The sequence below is a fragment of the Hwanghaeella sp. LZ110 genome (genome assembly GCF_048892525.1).
Lineage (GTDB): Bacteria > Pseudomonadota > Alphaproteobacteria > UBA8366 > Aestuariispiraceae > Pacificispira.
Genome location: NZ_JBLZHT010000005.1, coordinates 346,666 through 369,375, shown reverse-complemented (window position 1 = coordinate 369,375; position 22,710 = coordinate 346,666). Strand labels below are relative to the sequence as shown.

The 22,710-nt window shown below is 56.5% G+C and carries 18 protein-coding genes; 16 read left to right on the top strand and 2 right to left on the bottom strand.

The window, feature by feature from the left end; translation table 11 throughout:
• Positions 1-12: 12 nt before the first annotated feature.
• Complete coding sequence (locus tag ACOSDM_RS12915; RefSeq protein ID WP_420724949.1) at positions 13-1,743, top strand: phosphoenolpyruvate hydrolase family protein; 1,731 nt, start codon at positions 13-15, stop codon at positions 1,741-1,743.
• A gap of 72 nt (positions 1,744-1,815) precedes the next feature.
• On the opposite strand, the gene ACOSDM_RS12910 is transcribed toward ACOSDM_RS12915, so the two are convergent.
• Entirely contained in the window at positions 1,816-2,517 is a 702-nt protein-coding gene (locus ACOSDM_RS12910) for a hypothetical protein (RefSeq protein WP_420724948.1), read from the bottom strand.
• 38 nt (positions 2,518-2,555) lie between these two features.
• The gene (locus ACOSDM_RS12905) at positions 2,556-3,272 is read right to left on the bottom strand and encodes a FadR/GntR family transcriptional regulator (protein ID WP_420724947.1); all 717 of its coding nucleotides are present in this window, start codon (positions 3,270-3,272) and stop codon (positions 2,556-2,558) included.
• Positions 3,273-3,810: 538 nt separating this feature from the next.
• Between ACOSDM_RS12905 and ACOSDM_RS12900 the strand changes: the two genes are divergently transcribed.
• The 15 genes from ACOSDM_RS12900 (at position 3,811) to ACOSDM_RS12830 (ending at position 22,697) form a co-directional block, all read left to right on the top strand.
• Complete coding sequence (locus tag ACOSDM_RS12900) at positions 3,811-4,821, top strand: branched-chain amino acid ABC transporter permease (RefSeq protein ID WP_420724946.1); 1,011 nt, start codon at positions 3,811-3,813, stop codon at positions 4,819-4,821.
• A gap of 3 nt (positions 4,822-4,824) precedes the next feature.
• Positions 4,825-5,901 (top strand): branched-chain amino acid ABC transporter permease, encoded by a 1,077-nt coding sequence (locus ACOSDM_RS12895; RefSeq protein WP_420724945.1) that lies wholly within the window; start codon positions 4,825-4,827, stop codon positions 5,899-5,901.
• 11 nt (positions 5,902-5,912) lie between these two features.
• A complete protein-coding gene (locus ACOSDM_RS12890; RefSeq protein WP_420724944.1) occupies positions 5,913-7,160 on the top strand; it encodes an ABC transporter substrate-binding protein in 1,248 nt (415 codons plus the stop codon).
• A 15-nt stretch (positions 7,161-7,175) separates the two neighbouring features.
• On the top strand, positions 7,176-7,961 hold the full coding sequence (locus ACOSDM_RS12885; RefSeq protein ID WP_420724943.1) for an ABC transporter ATP-binding protein: 786 nt from the start codon (positions 7,176-7,178) through the stop codon (positions 7,959-7,961).
• Positions 7,954-10,206 (top strand): ABC transporter permease, encoded by a 2,253-nt coding sequence (locus ACOSDM_RS12880; RefSeq protein ID WP_420724942.1) that lies wholly within the window; start codon positions 7,954-7,956, stop codon positions 10,204-10,206. Before ACOSDM_RS12885 ends, ACOSDM_RS12880 begins: the two co-directional genes overlap by 8 nt.
• Positions 10,193-11,026: a phosphoenolpyruvate hydrolase family protein gene (locus ACOSDM_RS12875; protein WP_420724941.1), complete on the top strand. Its 834-nt coding sequence runs from the start codon at positions 10,193-10,195 to the stop codon at positions 11,024-11,026. Before ACOSDM_RS12880 ends, ACOSDM_RS12875 begins: the two co-directional genes overlap by 14 nt.
• A 17-nt stretch (positions 11,027-11,043) precedes the next feature.
• Positions 11,044-13,116 carry a flotillin domain-containing protein gene (locus tag ACOSDM_RS12870; RefSeq protein WP_420724940.1) on the top strand — a complete coding sequence of 691 codons (2,073 nt, stop codon included), beginning with the start codon at positions 11,044-11,046 and terminating at the stop codon, positions 13,114-13,116.
• A complete protein-coding gene (locus ACOSDM_RS12865) occupies positions 13,113-13,550 on the top strand; it encodes an SRPBCC family protein (protein ID WP_420724939.1) in 438 nt (145 codons plus the stop codon). Before ACOSDM_RS12870 ends, ACOSDM_RS12865 begins: the two co-directional genes overlap by 4 nt.
• A 3-nt stretch (positions 13,551-13,553) precedes the next feature.
• A complete protein-coding gene (locus tag ACOSDM_RS12860) occupies positions 13,554-15,026 on the top strand; it encodes an SRPBCC family protein (protein WP_420724938.1) in 1,473 nt (490 codons plus the stop codon).
• A gap of 11 nt (positions 15,027-15,037) precedes the next feature.
• A complete protein-coding gene (locus ACOSDM_RS12855) occupies positions 15,038-15,904 on the top strand; it encodes a fumarylacetoacetate hydrolase family protein (RefSeq protein WP_420724937.1) in 867 nt (288 codons plus the stop codon).
• A gap of 2 nt (positions 15,905-15,906) precedes the next feature.
• Positions 15,907-16,686 (top strand): alpha/beta fold hydrolase, encoded by a 780-nt coding sequence (locus tag ACOSDM_RS12850; RefSeq protein WP_420724936.1) that lies wholly within the window; start codon positions 15,907-15,909, stop codon positions 16,684-16,686.
• Positions 16,687-16,721: 35 nt separating this feature from the next.
• Positions 16,722-18,077, top strand: coding sequence for an amidohydrolase family protein (locus tag ACOSDM_RS12845; RefSeq protein ID WP_420724935.1), 1,356 nt, complete (start codon positions 16,722-16,724; stop codon positions 18,075-18,077).
• A gap of 252 nt (positions 18,078-18,329) precedes the next feature.
• Positions 18,330-18,842 (top strand): sigma-70 family RNA polymerase sigma factor, encoded by a 513-nt coding sequence (locus tag ACOSDM_RS12840; RefSeq protein ID WP_420724934.1) that lies wholly within the window; start codon positions 18,330-18,332, stop codon positions 18,840-18,842.
• 126 nt (positions 18,843-18,968) lie between these two features.
• Positions 18,969-19,988 (top strand): FecR family protein, encoded by a 1,020-nt coding sequence (locus ACOSDM_RS12835; RefSeq protein WP_420724933.1) that lies wholly within the window; start codon positions 18,969-18,971, stop codon positions 19,986-19,988.
• 213 nt (positions 19,989-20,201) lie between these two features.
• Positions 20,202-22,697 carry a TonB-dependent siderophore receptor gene (locus ACOSDM_RS12830; RefSeq protein WP_420724932.1) on the top strand — a complete coding sequence of 832 codons (2,496 nt, stop codon included), beginning with the start codon at positions 20,202-20,204 and terminating at the stop codon, positions 22,695-22,697.
• Positions 22,698-22,710 lie beyond the last annotated feature (13 nt).

Genomic DNA, 22,710 nt, shown 5'->3' with positions numbered 1-22,710 from the left:
AAAGTGGGTGCGGTGCGACAGATTTTGACAGATGGGTCTTTTTTGATTGGGGCGGCGATCGGGTCTGGCAGCACTGCGATGGCGGCCCAACGGGGCAGGGCTGATTTCCTGATCGCATTGAATGCCGGTCGATTGCGCAGCATGGGGGTGCCGTCAATTGCTTGCATGTTACCTGTATTCGATGCGACCACCCTGACGGAGAAATTTGCTGGGGAAGAAGTTCTGCCACAGACCAAGCTGCCGGTCCTGTTGGGCGTCAATGTCTGGGAAGAGCGGCTGGACGTTACGCAAAAGGCGATGTCGCTCCAGCGGGCGGGATTTGCGGGCGCGGTGAACTTTCCCAGTTGCATGCACTATTCTCACGCGATGCAGCATATTCTCGCGCGCGCCGGTCGCGGCATTGAACAGGAAGTCGCCCAGTTAAAGGCGGTTCAGGATGTCGGGCTGACGGCTATGTTCTATTGTGCAACACGCACTCAGGCCCGACTGGCCGCAGATGTCGGCCTGGATATGGTCTGTCTTAATTTGGGATGGAATGTTGGCGGGGCGCAGGGGCATCGCCAGCGCGAAACCATCGAAGAAGTTGCCGTCGCCGTGCTGGAGATTGGCCGGTTGATCAAGCGGATCAGTCCTAAGACGCGGTTCTTATTGGAAGGTGGCCCGATAGAGACAGCCGACGATCTGCGCCGCCTGCTGCATCTGGCACCGATAGATGGATATGTTGGCGGTTCCACGTTCGAGCGCATGCCACTGGAAGTTTCTGTCGCTGATCAGGTTGACCGCTTTCGGCATGCCGGGCAGCGCAGGGATGTGCTGGACGATGAAGGGGCGCGGCTGGTCGCATGGGGTCGTCCATACGGGTTTGTCGGTCACGCCAAGGCGCATTTAAACTTCCTATCGCGCCTTAAGGCTTTGTCGTCGGCTCAGGGCTCTGTATTGCTCTTGGCGGAACCTGGATTGCAGACATTGTCATGTTTGAAGGCATTGGGGTCTGCGAATGGCGCGGTTCCATCCATGGTTCAAATAGATGTCGCGGGAGAGGATTTTCCAACGCGCGCGCGCAGCATACTGTTTGGATCGAATGATGCCAGTTTGAAACGCCGCCCCGCGCTGGAAGCGGGCGAGGGTGATCTGGTCGTGATCTTCGCGCCGGAACGCCTGCCTGCGGGAACCCAGCGACGCCTGGCCCGGGCGATGCGGGATGGTGTATTTCAAACCCCCGGGTCTCGCCGTCCAATTCCAATGGCCCGTCGTGTTGTGCTGGTCAGTACGGCGTCGGACCCGCAGGCAGCGGGATTGGACCCATCCCTGACTGAGGTTTTGCGTGGATGGAGCATTCGGGTGCCGCCCCTGCGCGAACGAATGGATGATCTTCTGTTATTGATCCAGCAGATGTCGATTGAACGGTTTGGTGAGGTGATCGCCCGCGATCATTTTTCAGCAGATGCAATGCAGGTGCTGACGGAACATATGTGGCCCGGTAATGAAACAGAGATACATGCCTTGCTGGGCCAATTGCTGGATATTCTTGGCGCGGCCCCGACGGGTCAACGCATTCGCCGAAGCGATATACTGCCCTTGTTGAATAGTCCGGAGCCTATGCGAGATATCGGGACAGAAAAAGATCGAATTGCCGATGCGCTGTGGCGGCATGGATTCAATCGGGGGCGCACGGCACAGGCATTGGGTATGTCGCGAAAAACACTGTACAACAAGATTCAGAAATATGGACTGACCCGATAGAATGGCATAAGGGCCCTGCCAATTTCGCTCTATTATTGGTCTGTACGCATACAGTAAACTGAAAGGCGTACACTAGTGGGGGTCCTGTGTGTAGACCTGGGGTCGGCAAATCAATCCGTCCAGCGCATCGGGCCAAAGGCTTTCTGACTCCGCCTCAATCGCGGTGCCCAGGCCATAGATCCCCCCCGTCCACTGAACCTCTTTTGTGGCGCGGGCTATGGCGTCTATGGCGGCCCCTCGTTGCCGGAAAGAGGGGAATCCCGCGCCAAAATCGCCCACATGGGGCAGGACGATCAGGAATTCGGGATCGATCCCGCAGGCTTCGACCGCACCGGCTGCATCTGTGACCGTGACGGCGATGTGAAAGCCAGCCGCTTTCAACGATGCAAGTCGCTCCAACTCCCGGTTCAGATTGAACTGCACTTCTGATAGCTGCAGGGCAATGCTGTCATCATACTGCGTTACACTTGGCAAATTCGTCACCCAGGTAATGCCTGCTTGTTTGATGGCATCGATGCGGTGATCGACCACGAAGAACGGGTCGGCAAGAAACAAGCCCAGACCTAGCGGGCCATTGGATTTGATCGTCACAGTACGGAGCGCCGGAATCAGCGCGCGGACACCATCCTGGTTGGGCAATAGCAAAGCAACCTCCGGCGGAAGGCTGTCATGCTGTAGTGGTGCAGACAGGGTCAAAAATTGCTCTGGTGCCGCTGAAACACGCGACAGTCTATTGTGGCGCGGAACAATCCGCCAGGAGGAGAGTGACGTCATAGGCTGTCATATTACTCAAACTTACTCATTTCACCAGATCAGCTTTCCAGCAGGGCCTGGCGCACCTCTTCCAGATGGCGCGTCATCGCTTCGCGTGCGGCTGTCGGGGATCGGTTGATGACCGCATCAATGATCGCCGCGTGCTGGGTGACATAGCGGGCCTTCAGGGTCGCGGAATAGGCGCGGCGTTTTGCGGCCAGCCAGTCGGCATCATCGCGCAGGCTGCGAATCATCAGATCGATATGCTGCACGATGTCATTATGGGTCATGGCAAAGAGCAGGCGATGGATCTCTGCATCCTGCTTTTCGAATTCTTCCATAATATCCGTGTTGGTTGAAGCCAGCTGGGCACGCATCAAAAGCTCTATATCTGCATCGGTTGCATTGATTGCTGCGGCTGCGGCTGCGGCAGGTTCGATCATCATTCGGGCTTCAATCAGGGCGCGCGGGCTGACATCCCGTTTTGGCAATAACAGGGGTTCCGAATATAAAGCATCGGTTTCGATCGTATCACTGCCCGAAACAGGAACGGCATTTATATAAGTGCCACGACCAACCTCCCTGGAGATCTTGCCGGATTCTTCCAGTGCATCCATGGCGCGGCGAATTGTGTTGCGGGCTACGCCAAAACGCGTTGCCAAGTCCCGCTCCGTCGGGAATCGAATGGCGCCGCCCGATGTCGGGCTGCCAATGCGCCTATTTTCTATGTCGCGCGATAAGGTTGCGGCGATGCGATGAGAGGCAGAGTTTCGCACGGTGGACTCTTTCATAACTGCCAAAACGACATGGGTTCTTTTGAATAGGTTCAATTGGTTCATTTTGTCAAGAAAATTACACCACCATCATTATTTTTCTTGACGATTGGTTCATAGTTATACCTATTATGGTAACAAATGAACCTGATTGGGTTAATTTTTATCTGAATGGTTGGAATTGGTGCAATTTAAATTTTCTATCAGGTTTTGAGAAAAATTGTGCGCCGCAGCAGGTGAGTAGAGTCAAGAGAATCAGAAATATGGCATCGGTTATTACCCAAAATTACCCAAATTTAAGAGTCTGGGTCCTTGCGGGCAATTTCTGTTGACGCCAAGCTTGAACATCAAGGTCGGAAAACAGGCCATAGGGGAATACCCCTGAATAATATGGGCGCTGGGCACGTTTCGTACGGTGCCGGTCCAAATGGGAGGGTACAGACGTGATATTCAAGGATCACTGTGTCTTTGCGACTTTGGTTCGTGAGGTCTATCGGCCGCGCGTTTCCTCAGACCTGTCCGCGCGTCAGTGGGCGCGCGCATGAGGCAGTTTGTTGAGCGGCATACCTTTTGGGCAATCGTCTTGCTGGTCGCCATTGGCATATTGCTGTGGCTGATCTTTTCGGTATGGCCCGAATGGTTGATTGATGCGATTGGCCGCAAGAAGACTTTCGTTAGCACACTATTGAATGGTGTTACGCTTGGCGGGCTGTACTTCCTGGTGGCCAGCGGATTTACGCTGGTATTTGGATTGATGCGCAATGTGAACCTGGCGCATGGGTCTATGTATCTGTTGGGCGGCTATATCGGTTACGAGGTGGCGGAGCTGACGGGTAGTTGGTTTTTTGGGCTGGCGGTCGCCTTCGGCGCGGTTGCCCTGACAGGGGTGTTGCTGCAGGTTCTGGTGTTCCGGCGCATGGAGGGTGATGACCTGCGCCAGACACTGGTGACGATTGGCATTTCGATCATTGCCGCTGACCTGATGTTGGCGATTTGGACCGGGACAACATATCAGTTCCAACCGCCGGAATGGTTGTTTGGTGCCGCTGAGTTGCCAGTAATATCGGTGATTAAGTCGTCTGGCGATGCCGTCTATATCATGTATCCCATTTATCGCTTGTCCGTTTTGGCGGCTGCAGTGGCGGTTGGCATCGGGCTTTGGTTGTTCCTGAACCGCACGCGGATTGGAATGATGATCCGCGCTGGGGTGAATGACCGGGAAATGTTGTCCGCGTCTGGTGTGAATGTGCAGCTGGTCTTTGCCTTGGTCTTCGCAATCGGGGCCGGGCTGGCTGGATTTGCCGGGGTGGTTGGTGGCACAGCGCTTTCCATCGCGCCGGGGGAAGACATTCGCTACCTGTTGGCATCCCTGATTGTGGTAATCGTTGGCGGGTTGGGGTCCGTGCCGGGCGCGGCGATTGGTGCACTGTTGATTGGTTTGGCTGAGCAGTTTGGGTTGGCCTATTTCCCGACATACGGGGTCGTGCTGACCTTTCTGATCATGGTGGTGACGCTGGCTGTGCGCCCTCAAGGCCTGATGGGGGGGCGCTAGACCATGGATTCACGGCAGCTCTTTTCCGGTGGATTTTCTCTCAGCGATATACATCCGGCAAAGCTGGCACTGGCGGTTTTTCTGATCGCCTATCCTGCCTTTTCGTCTGATTTCTTCACCTATCAGATTGGTGCCTATTCCCTGATCCTGGGAACCATCGCTTTATCGCTGATGATGTTGGCAGGCTATGGCGGGATGGTCAGCCTGGCGCAGATGACTGTCGCAGGCTTGGCAGGCTATCTGGTTGCCATCCTGGGCGATAACAGCATGGATGTGATGGGGCTGGGCTGGCCCTGGTGGATGACAGCCCCCGTTGCCATCCTGTCTGCGGCATTGTTCAGTGCTTTTATCGGCGCGATTTCAGTGCGCACAGAGGGGATCTATACCATCATGATCACCCTGGCGATTGGGGTCGCCTTCTTCTATTTCGTGCGACAGAATTATCCGGTGTTCAATGGATTTACCGGCTTTGCAGGCATCGAACCCCCAACGGTCCTGGGTGTGTATTGGCGCGATCCGGTGCCCTTCTATTATTTAACGCTTTTTATCGCTGCGGGATTTTTCTTTGCGGTGCTCTATGCCTCACGCTCGACCTTCGGGCTCAGCCTGCAGGCGATCCGCGACAATCCGCGCCGGATGCGGGCGTTGGGCTATGACGTCACCCTGCATCGCATCGCGGCTTACTTTATGTCGGGTGTTATTGCGGGGACGGCGGGTGTTCTGATGGTCTGGTTCAATGGCCGGATATCGCCTGGCTCCGTCGGTGTGGATGTTGTGATCGACATCCTGGTCATCGCCGTTGTTGGTGGAATGCGCCATCCAATCGGGCCGTTCCTGGGGGCGATTGCCTTTGTGCTTTTAGAGAATTTCGCCATCGATTTGATTGACCGGGAACGGTTCAACACCGTGATCGGGGTGGCGTTTTTGCTCATCGTGCTGTTTTCGCCCGATGGGTTGTTGGGACTTTGGAATCGGACGCGTGACAAGATCCGGTTCGGAAGAAAAGTGCGGTCAGGATATGGCAGCACAAAGACGAACGACCGGCATGCCGCTGGATCGTTGGAAGAAACCAAACCTTAAGGGAGGTTACTATGCTTGGTATCGGTAAAAAGGCCCTAGCAGCGGCGGCGATCCTGTCGTTTGCCAGCCCGGCCATGGCTGAGGACACCATCAAGATGGGTGCGCTCGCAACCCTGGAAGGTGCATTCACCGTGTTGGGTGAAGATGGTATGCGGGGCGTCAAAATGGCGCTGGAAGAGTTCAACTATACAGCAGGCGGCAAGAAGATTGACCTGATAACAGGCTCGTCTGATGCGTCTCCTGACAGTGCCGTACGGGCCGCCCGCAAACTGGTAGAACAAGATGGCGTGCAGGTCTTGGTGGGCCCGCTGTCTGGTTCCGAAGGTCTGGCGGTTAAAGATTACGCCAAAACCCACCCGGAAGTGACCTTCCTGAATGGCTCATCGGCCGCTCAGGATACGACGCTGCGTAACCCGGCCGACAACTTCTTCCGCTTTGGCACTGAGGGTGCACAATGGATGGCCGGTCTTGGGGAATATGCCTATAATGAGAAGGGCTACCGTAAAGTGGCGGTCCTGGCCGAAGATTACTCCTTCCCCTATACGCAGGTTTTTGGGTTCCTTGAACCCTTCTGTCGTCTGGGCGGGGAAGCCCCGGTTGACGCCCGCTTCTGGGTTCCGATTGGCAACAAGGATTACTCCTCCGTCATTGCAGCATTGCCAGATGATGTGGATGCCATCTTTGTTGCGCTGGGCGGGGCTGATGCCGTCAACTTCCTGACGCAGTATGAACAGGCGGGCGGCAGCGCCCCGCTGATCGGTGGTTCCATCACCGTTGACCAAACCGTGCTTGGCTCCAAGGGCCGGACCCGGGATTTCATCATCGGCACACCCTCTGCTGGCCCGATTTCGGATACGTGGGACGATCCAGCGTGGAATGCTTTTGTTGCTGCTTACAAGAAGCAGTTCCCTGATGGTTTCCCATCACCGTCGCTTTTTGCTCATGCCTATTACATCAACACCAAGGCCGCTCTTTTGGGTCTGGACGCTGTGAATGGCGACCTGTCTGATGGTGGTGCGAAATATCGGGCTGTTCTGTCCGATCTGGAATTCGACACGCCAACTGGTAAGGTCAGCCTGGACGAGCGTCGCAACGCCATTGCTGACATGTTCCTGTCAGAAGTGATCGTCGGCCCGGATGGGAATCTGGTCAACAAGGTCATCAAGGTTATCCCACAGGTCTCTCAAACCCTGGGCCTGTCTTATGATGAATTCTTGAAATACGGCCAGGTTGGTCGTGAAAACCCGACCTGTGGTTAAGGGTTAGCACGGATCATGGTTGGTACGAACGCCCTTTCCCGTCTGCAAAGCACCGGCCGTTATGCGCTGGAGCTGGAAGCTGTCAGTCGCCATTTTGGCGCATTGGTGGCCTTGGCGGATATTAACTTAACCGTAAAGGCGGGAGAGCGGCGGGCGGTCCTGGGATCAAACGGGGCGGGGAAGACCACTCTGTTCAATGCGATCACAGGGGATTTTCCGCCAACCACGGGCCGTGTGCGTTTGTTTGGTGAGGACGTGACGGATTTGCCCAGTCAGGAGCGAATCCGTCGCGGCCTGCGCCGTACCTATCAGATTTCCCTGTTGTTTAACGGGCTGAGCGTGATCGACAATATTTACCTTGCCTGTCGCGGTGTCAGCCGGGGTCGGTTTTCGCTGCGCCGGCCGGGGCGGTCCGATACGGCGATGGAAAGCGCGGAGACGCTGCTGCTTGCCGTTCATCTGGATGATGTCAAAGACCGACCGGTCTCTGAATTGAGTTATGGCCAACAGCGCCAGCTTGAAATTGCCCTGGCGCTTGCGGGCGCACCACGCCTGATCCTGCTGGACGAACCCGCAGCGGGGCTGTCGCCTACAGAGCGCACCGATTTGATTGAGATATTGCAATCACTGCCTGAGCATATGGGCTTTATAATTATCGAACATGATATGGATGTGGCGCTGCGCGTCGCGGGTAGTGTCACGATGATGCATAATGGCCGGATCTTCAAGGAAGGCACGCCTGACGAGATCGAAAACGATCCAGAGGTGCAGGAGCTGTATCTGGGGAATGCCCATGGCTAATCGAACCCCCGTCAGAAATGCCTCTTCTGCCGTCTTGCAGGTGCGGGATCTGCACGTTTACTACGGTCAGTCCCATGCGCTGCAAGGGGTGGACCTGACCCTGGAGGCAGGTGTCCATGCCGTCGTCGGGCGCAACGGCATGGGTAAGACGACATTATGCAATACGATCATGGGCCTACAGCCTGCCCGGCGCGGATCAATCCGGTTTCTGGGGGAGGAACTGATCGGTCAGCCCCCTTACAAAATTGCCAGTAAAGGAATTGGCTATACGCCGCAGGGTCGCCGTCTTTGGCCGTCACTGACAGTGGATGAACATTTACGATTGTCCGACACCGGCGGTGGTGCCTGGACGATTGAGCGTATCTACGACACGTTCCCGCGCCTGGCGGAACGTCAGCGCAATGGCGGAGCTCAATTGTCGGGCGGGGAGCAGCAGATGCTGGCGATATCCCGCGCCCTTTTGCAAGACCCCCGCTTGCTGGTTCTGGATGAACCAACGGAAGGGCTTGCCCCTGTCATCGTGGATCAGGTTGAAGAATTGTTGGTTCGGCTGACCGAAGAAAGCGATGTTGCGATCCTTCTGATCGAACAGAATATCTCTGTCGCCACGTCGATTGCCAAAGATGTGGCGATTATGGTCAATGGCAAAATCAGCCGTGTCATGCCCGCCGCACAATTGGCAAATGACCGGGCTCTGCAGGAGCGCCTGTTGGGCGTTGGTCGCCATTCTCACGAAGACGTCGACCTTCCGGCATGGGAGCCAACGGCGGAAGTTCCCCAGATAGACCCTGAAACGCAAGAGCCAGCGGAAGATTTGGCAAAGCCACCGTCTCCCAGCCTGGTTTATGTGCCACCGACACGGTGGTCTGCGGCGCGCTGGTCTGAAGGAAGTGAAGCCGCGCCCGCTGACATGTCAGCATCAAAGCCGCCAGAACGGGTTCGGCCTTTTGATACCAAGCCGGAGCCCTTATTCAAAGAACCGCTGACCCCATTGGAATCGCTGGTTGGCAATGACGTCTATGTGGTTGGCACATTCGATACCAAGGGCGCTGAACTGTCCTATATCCGTGACTGCATTGCCGCCCAGGGTCTTCGGGTGCGCACCGTCGACCTTTCAACGTCTGGCAAGCCGTCCAGCGCCGATGTTCCCCCTCATTTGGTTGCGCCCTACCACAAAGGGGGATCCTCAGCGGTTTTTGATACGGATCGTGGGACCGCCGTGCGGGCCATGGCGGATGCCTTTGAAAACTGGATTGCGCGCCAGCGCGGTATTGGCGGGATCATTTCTGCGGCGGGTTCCGGCGGTACGGCACTTGCCACCCCGGCGATGCGTCGCCTGCCGATTGGCATGCCCAAGGTGATGATCTCTACCGTCGCCTCTGGAGAGGTCGGGCAATATGTTGGGCCTTCTGACATTATGATGATGTATTCCGTAACCGACGTGCAGGGGCTGAACAAGATTTCGCGCCAGGTTTTGGCGAATGGTGCCAATGCGATGGTCGGCATGGTGAAACGCGCGGCTGCGGACAAAATTGCCCGCGACAAAATACCTGCCAAGCCGGGGCTGGGCCTGACCATGTTCGGGGTGACGACCACGGCAATCCAGCAAGTCACCGCGCAGTTGGATGACCTGTATGACTGCCAGGTCTTCCATGCGACCGGCGTTGGGGGGCGGTCGATGGAAAAGCTTGCAGATAGCGGTCTGTTATCTGCTGTCATGGACCTGACCACGACAGAGATTTGCGACATGATGTGTGGGGGCGTATTCGCCGCGACAGAGGATCGCTTCGGGGCCATCATCCGCACCCGCATTCCCTATGTCGGGTCGCTGGGGGCGATGGATATGGTGAATTTCGGGGCCCGCAATACTGTTCCGGAAAAGTATAAGGATCGGGTCTTTGTGGAACATAACCCGCAAGTCACCCTGATGCGCACTACCGCGTCAGAGAATGCCAAAATGGGCGACTGGATTGCCAGTCGATTGAATGAGATGACCGGACCTGTGCGGTTCCTGATCCCGGAAGGCGGCGTGTCGGCCCTGGATGCGCCGGGCAAAGCATTCCATGACCCAGCGGCGGATAAGGCCCTGTTTGATGCCTTGACCGCCCGGTTCCAGGAAGGGGGCAATCGCCGCCTGATTCGTGTTTCCCACCATATTAATGATCCAGCTTTCGCGCGTGCAGCGATTGAGGCGCTGGAAGAGATAAACCCGATGAAAAGGAATACCCGTTATGCCGCGGTTTGAACGAAAAGACCTGCTTGAGAAGTTTCAGGATATGAAGCGCAAGGGCGTACCGATTGTTGGGGGCGGGGCGGGCACTGGCCTGTCTGCGAAATGCGAAGAGGCAGGCGGTATTGATCTGATCGTGATCTATAATTCCGGGCGGTATCGCATGGCGGGGCGGGGCTCTCTGTCCGGCATGATGGCCTATGGCAATGCCAATGATGTGGTGATGGAAATGGCCCATGAAGTCCTGCCCGTCACCAAAAAGACGCCGGTTCTGGCCGGGGTGAATGGCACCGATCCGTTCTGTATCTTTGATCATTATCTGGATCAGGTGAAGGCCATCGGCTTTTCCGGCATTCAGAATTTTCCAACGGTCGGGCTGATTGATGGGACGTTCCGGGCCAATCTGGAAGCAACCGGAATGTCTTATGGCCAGGAAGTGGATGTGATCCGACTGGCGCATGAAAAAGACATGTTCACCACGCCCTATGTCTTTAATGAAGACGACGCGACGGCGATGGCAAAGGCGGGGGCTGATATCATCGTGTGCCATCTGGGGCTGACCACGGGTGGGTCAATCGGGGCGGGCACGGCGTTGACGCTGGAAGAATGCCCGGCGCTGGTCAATGCCTGGTCAGAGGCTGCGCTGAAGGTCAACCCGGATGCGATAATCCTTGTCCATGGCGGCCCGGTCGCGATGCCACAGGATGCAGAATACGTTCTGAACAATACTGAAAACTGTCACGGTTTCTATGGCGCATCCTCTATGGAGCGTCTGCCGACAGAAATAGCGCTTACCGAACAAACGAAAGCCTTCAAGGCAATTCGAACCGCCTGAAGGGAGGAGGTGTGACCATGACAACCGGTCTGATTGGATCAATAATTCTGTGGCTCATCATAGGTATCATCGCAATAGCGGTGGTCGTCTATCTATTGAACTGGCTTTATCATCGCTCAACCAAAGAGGTCGCCTTCGTGCGCACCGGCTTTGGGGGGGAGACAGTGGTGATCAATGGTGGGGCCCTGGTCCTGCCGATCATCCACGAGGTGACGCCCGTCAATCTGAACGTGGTGCGCATCTCCGTCTCGCGCACGAAAGAATCGGCTGTCATTACACGCGATCGCATGCGCGTGGATATCGAAGCCGAATTTTTCGTCCGTGTTATCCAGAAGCCCGATGCTGTGGCAGCGGCCGCGTCAACCCTGGGCCGTCGAACGATGGATCCAGCGGGACTGGCGGATCTGCTGAACGGGAAATTCGTCGGGGCCTTGCGGTCGGTTGCTGCTGAGATGTCCTTGGATGAAATGCACGAAAAGCGCGGCGACTTTGTTTCCATCGTTGAAGAGCGTGCTGCTGGGGCGCTGGCGCGCAATGGGCTGGAGTTGGAATCCGTTGCGATTACGGATTTGGACCAGACCAATCTGGAATTCTTCAATCCGGCCAATCGCTTTGACGCTGAAGGTTTGACGCAGCTGATTGAAACCATCGAGTCACGGCGCAAGCTGCGCAATGACATCGAACAATCGTCGATGGTTGCCATTCGCACACGCAATCTGGCGGCAGAGAAAGAGACGCTGCACCTGGAACAGGAAAGCGAGAATTCGCGCCTGAACCAGGAACGTGCGCTGGAAGCCCTGCGTGCGGAACAGCGAATGGAGATTGTGCGCAATCGTGTCGCGATGGAGGCCGAGGCGGAAAAATCCCGGATCGCCAGCGAACGCGAAACCCGCGAATACGATATTGACCGTCGCCGTGCCCTGGAGGGATCGGAAATAAAGGCGCAGTTGGAAATCGAACAAGCTCGGATCGCCCAGGAAGAGGCCTTGGAGGCGGCCCGGATCGCGCGCGAAAGACAAATCCGCACGCAACAGATCAAACAACGCCATGAAATCGAAACAGCCGAAATTGCATCCAGTGAGGATGTGGAACGGGCTAAGATCGTTTCTGAACGTCAATTGCGCGATGCGCGGATCACGGCGGATGAGGAAATTGAGGCCCATGAGATTGCCCGGGGCCAGCAAGTGGAAACCGCACGGATTTCTGCAAACAAGGCGGTGGAATCGGCGCGTATTGCCCAGGAACAGGTATTGGATAAGGCCCGTATCGAACGGGATCGCCTGTTGCGCGCGCAACAGATTGCCCAGCGTCAGGCTATCGAAGAGACTGAGATTTCCGCTCAAGAAGAGGTCGAGCGGGCGCGTATTGCGTCCAATCGTGGCCTGGAAGAAGCCCGTATCCTGCAGCAGCGCGATTTGAAACGCCTGGAGATTGAGCGTGCTCTGGCCCTGGAACTGGCGGAAATTGAGAAACATATCGGTATCCTGCAGAAGCAGGCGGCTGAAGCGGATGCAATGGTCGAAACCGAAGGTGCGCGCGCCAAGGCGGTTGCGGCGGAAGAGAAGGTTGGCACCGTCCGCGAAACGGAAATGGCTGAACGCATCGCGGCTGTGGACCGGTTGCTGGCCAAGAAGGATGCGGATGCAGCCGTCATCGCAGCAGAGGCTGAGAAGATCACAGCCAGTGTTGCCGCAGAGGCCCAACGTCTGCGCAATGAAGCCGAAAATGTGCTCAGCGAGGATGCCCGTGCTGGCGCCTTGCGTGGCAAGATGATTGATCGCCTGGAAGGCATCGTGCGCGAAAGCGTGCGGCCGCTGGAAAACATCGAAGGGATCAAGATTCTGCATGTCGATGGTCTGGGCGGCGGCAATGGTAATGGTGGGGGCAGTCGGTCCCCCACCGATGAGGTGATTGAAAGCGCATTGCGGTATCGCGCACAGGCCCCGCTTATTGATGAGATGATGAAGCAGATCGGTGTGGAAAATCCCAATGTCGCGAAAATGGGGGATATCTTCCGGTCTGCCAAGGATGCCCAAAGTCTGGCCACTGCTGCCCAGGGCAGCAAGAAGAAGTCGGGGGATGATGAATGACCCATGTCTATGCGTCTTCCATCATCCCGGCATCGGTGGATCAGGTCTGGAAGGTGGTTCGTGACTTCAATGCGCTGCCCGCATGGCATCCGAGCATTGCAGAAAGCCGCATCGAAGAAGGCCGCCCCGCAGATCAGGTCGGCTGTGTGCGCGCCTTCCGCCTGAAAGACGGCGGGTTCATCCGCGAACAGCTTTTGGCGCTGTCGGACTATGACTTCAGTTGCAGCTATGCGATCCTGGAAAGTCCGATGGGCGTGGAAAACTATGTCGCTGTGATGAAATTGAGCCCCGTCACGGATGGCAACCGATGCTTCGCAGAATGGTATGCTGATTTCGACTGTGCGCCAGAACGGGAAGCGGAATTGACTGCTTCTATTGGCGGCGGCGTGTTTCAGGGCGGATTTGATGCCCTGAAGAGCCGGTTCGGGGGCTGACCCATGGTCACGGTACACCGCAGCACTGTCATCCAGGCGCCCCTTGCGGCGGTATGGGCGATTCTGCGGGACTTTAACGGTCATGACCGCTGGCACCCCGCCGTCGCGCGCAGCGACCTGGAAGCTGGACGGAAGACCGACCAGATTGGGGCGGTTCGTAATTTCAAACTGGAGTCCGGGGAAGGGCTGCGCGAACAATTGCTATCCCTGTCTGACAAGGACCACAGCCTGCGCTATGCCATTGTTGAAAGCGATGTGCCGCTTCAGAATTACATTGCCGAAATCAAGCTAAAGCCTGTTACCGACGGGAACGGGACTTTCTGCACCTGGACCTCACGCTTTGATGCGCCAAAGGGGCGGGCGGATGAATTGGCGGCGCTGGTCGCAGATGGTGTCTATGTCGCGGGGTTCGAGGCAATCCGCAAGCGGGTCGCCTCATCCACCCCCAGCGCCCCTTCTGTTCAATCGCAGGCTGGTCCGGGCATGGATGGCATGGCCATGGGGATCAAACGCTATGGCGGGCCGGACGAATTGCAGCCGGTCGAGATTAAAGCCCCTGTTCCAGGTCCCGGCGAGGTTCGGTTGGCGCAGACCGCCATCGGAGTGAATTACATCGATGTCTACTGCCGGACCGGATATTTCAAACTGTTGTCGCCGCCGGGCGTGCCGGGAATGGAAGCTGTGGGCACGGTGATCGATGTCGGACCCGGTGTGCGTCATCTCTCCGTCGGTCAGCGCGTTGGCTATGCCTGTCCACCTGTTGGTGCCTATGCAACGATACGCACCATGCCGGCGGCTTTGGTCATTCCGTTGCCAGATCGCATTGATGATGCGACCGCTGCGGCGGGCCTCTTGAAAGGCATGAGTGCTGAATTCCTGCTGCATCGTGTCCATCCGGTGCAAAAGGGGGAGACCGTTTTGATCTTCGCGCCTGCAGGCGGTGTGGGGCGGCTGTTATGCCAATGGGCGGCCTATCTGGGGGCGACTGTCATTGGTGCGACCTCAACCGATGAGAAAGCGCGACTTGCCCGCGCATCTGGCGCGCATCATGTAATTCTGCCCGGTGCAGACAGCCTGGAAGACCAGGTTCGTGCGCTCACCAAGGGGCGGGGCGTAGATGTGATCTATGATGCGGTTGGTCGCGACAGCTTCGCGCATTCTGTGGAAGCATTAGCGCCCTGTGGTCACCTGATCAGTTTTGGCCAGGCTTCCGGCGATATCGGGGCATGGGATATCGGCTCGCTGGCGGCGAAATCGATCACCCTGTCGCGCCCGAATTTCGCCCACTATACCGACACACCAGAAAAGGTGCAGGCAATTACGCAACGGCTGTTCCAGGCTATCGATCAGCGCATTGTCGCAATTGAACCAGCCCGCCGTTACAAGCTCAGCGATGCGGCCCAGGCCCATCGCGCCCTGGAAGGTCGCCAGACCACCGGGGCTTCCATCCTAATTCCAGATGATTTGTATCGATAGAAAGGCCGATCATGAAACTTGCAGTATTTGAATGGAAGGGTGCGCGTCATATCGGCGTTGTCTCAGAATCAGAAGACACGGTGACACGTCTGGATATCGCATCCGATGCAGTGGCGGAAGCGGGGGTCACCGCCTTGATTGGGCGCGATCTACCCGCCACGGCGGAAGTTCTGGCGCTGTCAGATGTGTCCCTGTTGGCCCCTGTTCCCCGCCCACGGCGCAATATTTTCTGCGTTGGAAAGAATTATTTCGATCATGCGCATGAATTCGCCTCGTCCGGTTTTGACAGTTCAGCGGCGAAAGGGGCGATCCCGGAAGCACCGATCATTTTCTCAAAGGTACCGGAATGTGTCGTGCGGACGGGTGACCCGATCCGCATTGATGCCAGTGTCTCCACCGCCATTGATTATGAAGCAGAGCTTGCTGTGATCATCGGCAAAGGGGGGCGCAACATCGCACCAGAAGCGGCGCTGTCTCATGTTTGGGGATATACGATCGTCAATGATATCACCGCGCGGGATTTACAGGGTCAGCACAGCCAATGGCTGATCGGGAAATCGCAGGACAGTTTCTGTCCAATGGGTCCCTGGGCTGTAACCGCCGATGCAGTGGATCTGGCCGACACGACAGTGAAATGCTGGGTGAATGGTGAGATACGCCAAGATTCGAACACCAAGCTTCTGATATTCGATGTTCCGACGATCATCGCCGCCCTGTCCAATGGCATCACCTTGCAGCCGGGGGACGTGATCGCCACGGGAACGCCAGCAGGTGTCGGCATTGGCTTCAAGCCGCCGAAATATATGGTGCCGGGCGATGTCGTTCGGGTCGAGATATCGGGGATCGGAACCCTGGAAAACCCGGTTGAGGCGTATTGATCATGGCGGATGTGCGACTGGGCAGTATGGTGATTGAGGATACGGGCACCGGTGAGGCGGTGGTAATGGTCCATGGACTTGGTGGCAGTTCAAACAGCTTCCAGCCGCTAATGGCAGATCTGGGGGACTATCGTGTGTTGCGCCCTGATCTGCCCGGTGCCGGTCGGTCCGGATTGCGCCCCGGATTAAAGGGCCTGCCAGGTCTGGCGCAAGCCATTCAGGATGCCCTGCGCGTGACGGGCGTAGAATCTGCGCATTTCGTTGGCCATTCCATGGGGACGATCCTGTGTCAGTATCTTGCGGCAAGCAGTCCAAAGCTTGTGCGCAGCCTGACCTTGTTCGGTGCCATTCTGGAGCCGCCCGTCGCCGCGCGACAGGGATTGAAGGAACGCGCGGCTGCTGCCCGCAAGGACGGTATGGCAAGGATTGCGGATGCTGTTTGCAAGGGCAGCCTGTCTGCGGCATCGCGGGCTGAAAACCCGGTTACGACAGCCTTCGTGCGCGAGAGTTTGATGCGCCAGGATGCGGCGGGATATGCCCATCATTGTGAGGCTTTGTCGACTATGGAGCCTGCAGATCACGGCGCCATCCGCTGCCCGACCCTTCTGATCGCTGGTGATGCAGATCCGGTTGCCCCTGTTGCAATGGGAACGGCGCTGAAGAACCGGATTGCGGGTGCACGGTTGGAAGTGCTGCCCAATGTTGGGCATTGGATGATGATTGAGGCGCCGGCGCGGTCATCCGCCCTGTTGCTGGAAACATTGGAGGCCGCCCAGGCCTGAGCCTGAGGGGACCCCGTTAGAAAGGGAGAGAAATCATGGCAGAGAACCGGTTCAGTGGCTGGGGCGGCAGGGGTGGCGATGCTGCTGCAGGTCCCTCTGATATAGTCTTCAGCAATGTTCAGATCCTGGATGGATCGGGTGAGCCACCCTTTTCAGGGGAGGTCACGGTATCGGGCAATCGGATTAAATCCATCACCCGGACGGGCAGTGGCTTTGGCGGCAGCCTGAACAGTTGGTCGACCACTGGCAGCACCCGGATCGACGGGCGTGGCATGACCCTGATGCCAGGGCTGATAGACGCGCATCTGCATCTCAGCTGGAACAATGCGCCGGGGATTAATCCCATTCAGATGATGCCGATTGAAGAGCATATGCTCAATTGCGTCTATATGTCCAAAATCGTGCTCGATGCAGGCTTCACCGCTGGCTGCGGGGCGGCGGCAGCTAAGCCACGTTTGGATGTGGTGATCCGTGACGCCATTCGGTCCGGCAAGGTGCCGGGCCCACGCTATACCGCCGCCGGGCCGGAGCTTACTTCTGTCGGGGGCCTGGGGGATGCATCCCTGCCGCATATTGATCATGAAGGCCTTAACCTGGGCATTGTGGTATCGGGCGTTGAAGACATGCGCCGCAATGTTCGTATTTTGATGAAATGGGGCGTTGATACGATCAAGCTGAACTTGTCGGGGGAAGAGATTACGGGCATGGGGGCTGAAGAAAATCAGTTCACCGATGACGAAATCAAGGTCGCCTGTGATGAGGCCCGCAGCCGGGGACGTCGCCTTGCCGCCCATGCCAGGTCCAAGGAATCAATCAAGAAATGCGTTCAGTTTGGCATTCACAATATCTATCACGCCTCGTTCACCGATGAAGAAGCGCTGGATATGCTGGAAGCCAATAAGGACAAACATTTCGTCGCACCGGGCCTGGCCTGGTTGTTGAATACAGCCCGCAATGCAGGGGAATTTGGCATCAAACCCGGTACACCGATTACCGATGCCTATGAGCGTGAGTTGGAACATGCTGTCGAGTCCATGCAGAAAATGCGCAAGCGGGGTATCCGGGTTCTGATCGGCGGTGATTATGGCTTCGCCTGGACGCCGCATGGCACGAATGCCAAGGATATTGAATATTTTGTCGATCTGATTGGCATGACCCCGATGGAGGCGATTCAGTCTGCCACCCAGCTGGGCGGCCAGATCATGGGCATGGGCAACGAGCTGGGTCAGATCAAAGAAGGCTATCTGGCAGATATGCTTCTGGTCGATGGGGACCCGTTGCGCGATGTTCGGATATTGCAGGACAAGAAGCGCATTGTGGCGATCATGCAGGATGGAAAATTTCATCGTGCGCCCAGTAATCAGGCCCAGGGAATGTTACTCTCAGCCTAAAATGCGTTCCTAAACTGAATTCTTCCGGTCGGCACGACAGATATCGGTGTGCCGTGCGGTGTCCCAATGTTCAATCGCCGGACGCGGTGCGGATGGTCCGCCTGTGTATAGGGCTGTTGCATTGCGAGATATGTACCGCTACAAGATTAATTTGCGAATGATTATTAGTATTAATACGATCGATTTCTATCAGGCTGACAGTTGGGTCACAGGCTGTCCGTCGCGTTCAGGATCGATAAAGGATCGTTCAGTTTGGGACAGAATGCCAATATACAGGACCTTTTTCTAACGCATAGGGCGGCACTGGTCGATTATGCGTCAGGATTAACCGGCAATCGCGCCAATGCGGAAGATCTGGTCCAGGAAGCCTGGATGCGCCTGTCCCAGGCGACCGACCGGCGGCGGCTGGATGAACCCCGAAATTATCTGTATCGGATCGTGCGTAACCTGGCGATTGATGGTCATCGTAAAACCGCGCGGGAACAGCGGACCCTGTTAAACCAGCGCGACGATGGTCAGGGGGGGCACGACGCACCGTCAACGGCAACGCCAGAGACGATTGCCCTGTATCGGGATCAGCTTTCGCAGGTTCAGGATGCGATGGCGGAATTGCCCAGGCGAACCCGCATTGCGCTGGAAATGCACCGTATTGGTGGGTTCAAACTGCGCGAGATTGCCGCCACCTTGAACATATCCCTGCCGATGGCGCATATATTGGTTGCAGAGGGTGTAGACCATTGCAAGCGACGCTTGGGGTGGCCTTGATCCTGTAACTCAATTATTTTCTAGAAAATACCGCATGGTAACCGTCCTTTATCAATGGATGGCTTTATTTATCACAGGGTCGGCGCTCGCCCGGCTTCCGTCAATTGCCGCAGTTTGAGGAACAGCATGACCGACGACCCGCCCCAAGCACTGGAAACCGCGTCACGGGAGGCGACAAACTGGTTGATCCTGTTGCAGGACGACCCGGACGACCCCGATTTGCAGAAAGCGTTTTCGGCCTGGTTAAATGCCTCTCCTCTTCATTCCAAGGCCTGGCAGGCGAGCGGACAGGTCGACATTATGATTCGTGACACCCCACCGGTATTCAAGGAAGTTTGGGGACACCAGAAGACCCTGGCAAAATCAGCGACCGATGCGACGGTTGGCAGGTCTATGAGATCCGTCAGAAACCAAAACCGCCCGCCCCGTGGCTGGGGGTCCTTGGTGGGGCTTGCGGTGGCGGCCTGTCTGTTGCTCGCATTTCTGCCAACTATTTCAAGGGAGCTTCAATCTGATTACGTGACTGGTACGGCTGAAACACGCACCGTCACATTGCAGGATGGCAGCACGGTCACGATGGCACCGGAAACATCCCTTGCCATTGACTTTACGACAAAGGAGCGCCGTATTGATCTGCTTTCCGGCAGTGCTTACTTCTCGGTCGAAAAGAATTCGGACCGGCCATTCCGCGTTTTCAGTGGTGACCTCGTCACGACGGTCACGGGAACGCAATTTGCGGTTCGCTTGAATGATTACGGGAATACGGTCGCGGTAAGTGAAGGCAGTGTGCGGATTGACTATCACTCAGCCACCCAGACGGTTTCTGAAACCCTGATTGCGGGCCAATCTGCGTCTATTGACCGATTGGGGGCGGTTGCGCTGCGGGTAATTTCCCCGTCTCAGGTCGCGGCATGGCGGGAAGACCGACTTGTTGTTCAGGACGAACCGTTGGGCGCGGTCCTTGATCAATTACAGGATTATCTTCCCGGCGCTGTGATCCTGGCCAATCCGGGTCTGGCAGATCGACCGATCACAGGATACTACAGTCTTACCGACCCGGAAAATGCGGTTCGGGCGGTCGCCCTGGCGCATAACCTGACGCTGTGGCGTGTCACGCCCTGGTTTCTGATTTTATCCGAAACATAAAAGAATCTTTTAAAATCAACAGTATATAAATTTTCTAAAAGTTTTTTTTAGAAAGGCGCTCTCGGCCATCGTCTCTGCAGGAGAACAATGGAAATAAGACGCATTCGCACAGCCATCGCCATGCGAAGACGATCTGTTTCTGCCAATCAGAATTAAGACCGGAGAGATACAATGGCGATAAACTGTGCGTGCAATATTCGCAAAAACCGGAGTTTGAGAGTCAGCGCCCTATTGGTGACGACGGCGCTGGTTGCCGTGCTGAGCCATGGCCCAGTGGCAGCACAAGAAGCCCAACCGCAGGGTTTACAGACTCAAAAACAGTCATTTGCCGCTTCTCAGGCCCCGTTGTGGGGCGTGACACCGTTGCAGTTGGCCCAGGCCGACGCCGGATCTGTTCAGAACTATGATATTCCGGCACAGCCTTTGGCCAGTGCGCTGGCCGTATTCGGGCAACAATCCGGGCTTCAGGTGACGGTGGATGGAGCCCTTGTGCGCGGTATTCAATCCCCTGCTGTGACGGGCGAAATGACCTCAGACGAGGCCGTGGCGACGCTTTTGGTCGGCAGCGATCTGACCTATCGCATGGCCGATGGATCGACCATCGCCATCGAAAAGCGTGCCGAACAAACGGGATCAACGATCTTGCTGGATCCCGTTACGGTAGCGGGAACCGGAACCTCCCCCCTATCCGACATCGAGAATCTGCCCAGCCCCTATGCCGGTGGTCAGGTGGCGCGGGGCGCCCGGATCGGGGTGCTGGGAAATCAGGACATGATGGAAACGCCGTTCAGCGCGACCGGGTATACAGAGCAGGCAATCCGCAATCAGCAGGCGGAATCAATTGCGGATGTGATGGCCAATGATCCGTCGGTTCGAAGCGGGTATGGTTTTGGGAACTTTTCAGAACTTTTTGTGGTGCGTGGTTTCCCATTGGCCATGGAAGATGTGTCGATGGACGGGCTGTACGGGACGACACCTCGGCAGATCGCCAATATCGACGCCTATGAACGGGTGGAAGTGTTTCGGGGGGCCAGTGCCTTTGTGAACGGTATCCCGCCGGGAAGCACCGGGACGGGGGGCACTATTAATCTGGTGCCAAAGCGTGCTGAAGACACACCGATAACCTCTCTGACCGGTAAATATGGCATGACGTCAGAATTTGGCGGGCATGCAGATGTCGGTCGCCGGTTTGGGGCTGACAATGCGTTTGGCATGCGCGTCAATCTTTCTTCACGACAAGGCGAAACTGCAATTGACGACGAGGAACGCACCTCTCGCCTTGCCTCTGCGGCCTTGGATTATCGCGGTGAAAAGGTGCGATTGACCCTGGATACGCTGCTGCAATCACAGCGGATCGACAAGGGGCGCCCGGTCGTCAATGTCAGTTCGTCGGTCATTCCCGACGCGCCTGATGCGAATACCAATTATGGGACAGACTATTCCTTTTCTAACTTGGAAGATCGCTTCATCCAGATGCGGGGTGAATATGATGTGCTGGACTCGCTGACCCTGTATGGCGCGGTTGGCTATCGCTTTATGCGTGAGGACGGAATTTATGCCAGCCCAACGGTGACGAATGTTGCCGGAGACGCAACAATCGGCCGGTTGGACGTGCCGCGTGAGGATCAGACATTAAGCGGTCAGTTTGGGGGGCGTGCTCAGGCGGAAACCGGTGATGTCACCCATCAGATGAATGCGGGCATGTCCGCTTTCCACACGGTCAACCGCAACTCCTTCGTTTTCGGGTCAAGTCAAAATACGAACATCTATAATCCAGTCAGCGTGTCCATTCCCAACGCGACATCCACCGGTGGGGACCTGCAGGACCTGCCAAAAGTCAGTGAATCCTGGCTCAGAAGCTATTTCGTCTCGGACACGCTGGGATTTGTTGACGATCAAGTGCTGGTCACACTGGGCGCGCGACACCAGACCGTCAAGGTGAAGGGCTATAACCGGACCAGCCTTCGGGAAACGTCGAATTACAATGAATCCAAATTATCCCCGGTCGTCGGCCTGGTGATCCGTCCAACGGAACAGATTTCACTCTATGCCAACAGGATCGAAGGTTTGGCCCAGGGACCAACCGCACCGACCACGGCGGCAAATACTGGCGAGGTCTTCCCCCCCTATGTCTCTGTACAATATGAAGCTGGGGTGAAATTGGATTATGGGACAATCGGTGGGTCAGCGGCTGTGTTCCAGACCAGCCAACCCAGCGGGATCACCGATCCGACCACAAATGTCTTTGGCATTGATGGTGAACAGCGAAACCGAGGCATCGAACTATTAGCCTTTGGGGACCTGACCCCGGACCTCCATCTTCTGGGCGGTGTCACCTATACTCAGGCAGAATTGTCCAAAACGGCGGGTGGCAACAATGATGGCAATTTCGCAGTCGGCGCACCGCAATATCAGGCCAATATGGGTGTCGAATGGGACCTTCCCTATCTCAGCGCAACCACACTAAGCGCCCGGATGATCTATACCGGAACGCAATATCAGGATACCGCCAACACAAAACGGGTCCCTGAATGGTCACGGTTGGACATTGGTGCCCGCACGACCCAGACCTTTGATGGCCAGGACGTTACGTTCCGGGCGAATATCGAAAATGTGACGAATAATGCCTATTGGGCTTCCGTGCAGGGTGGATACCTGACGCAAGGGGCGCCCCTGACAGGAAAACTGTCCGTTTCAACCAATTTCTGATGGGGTGAGAGGG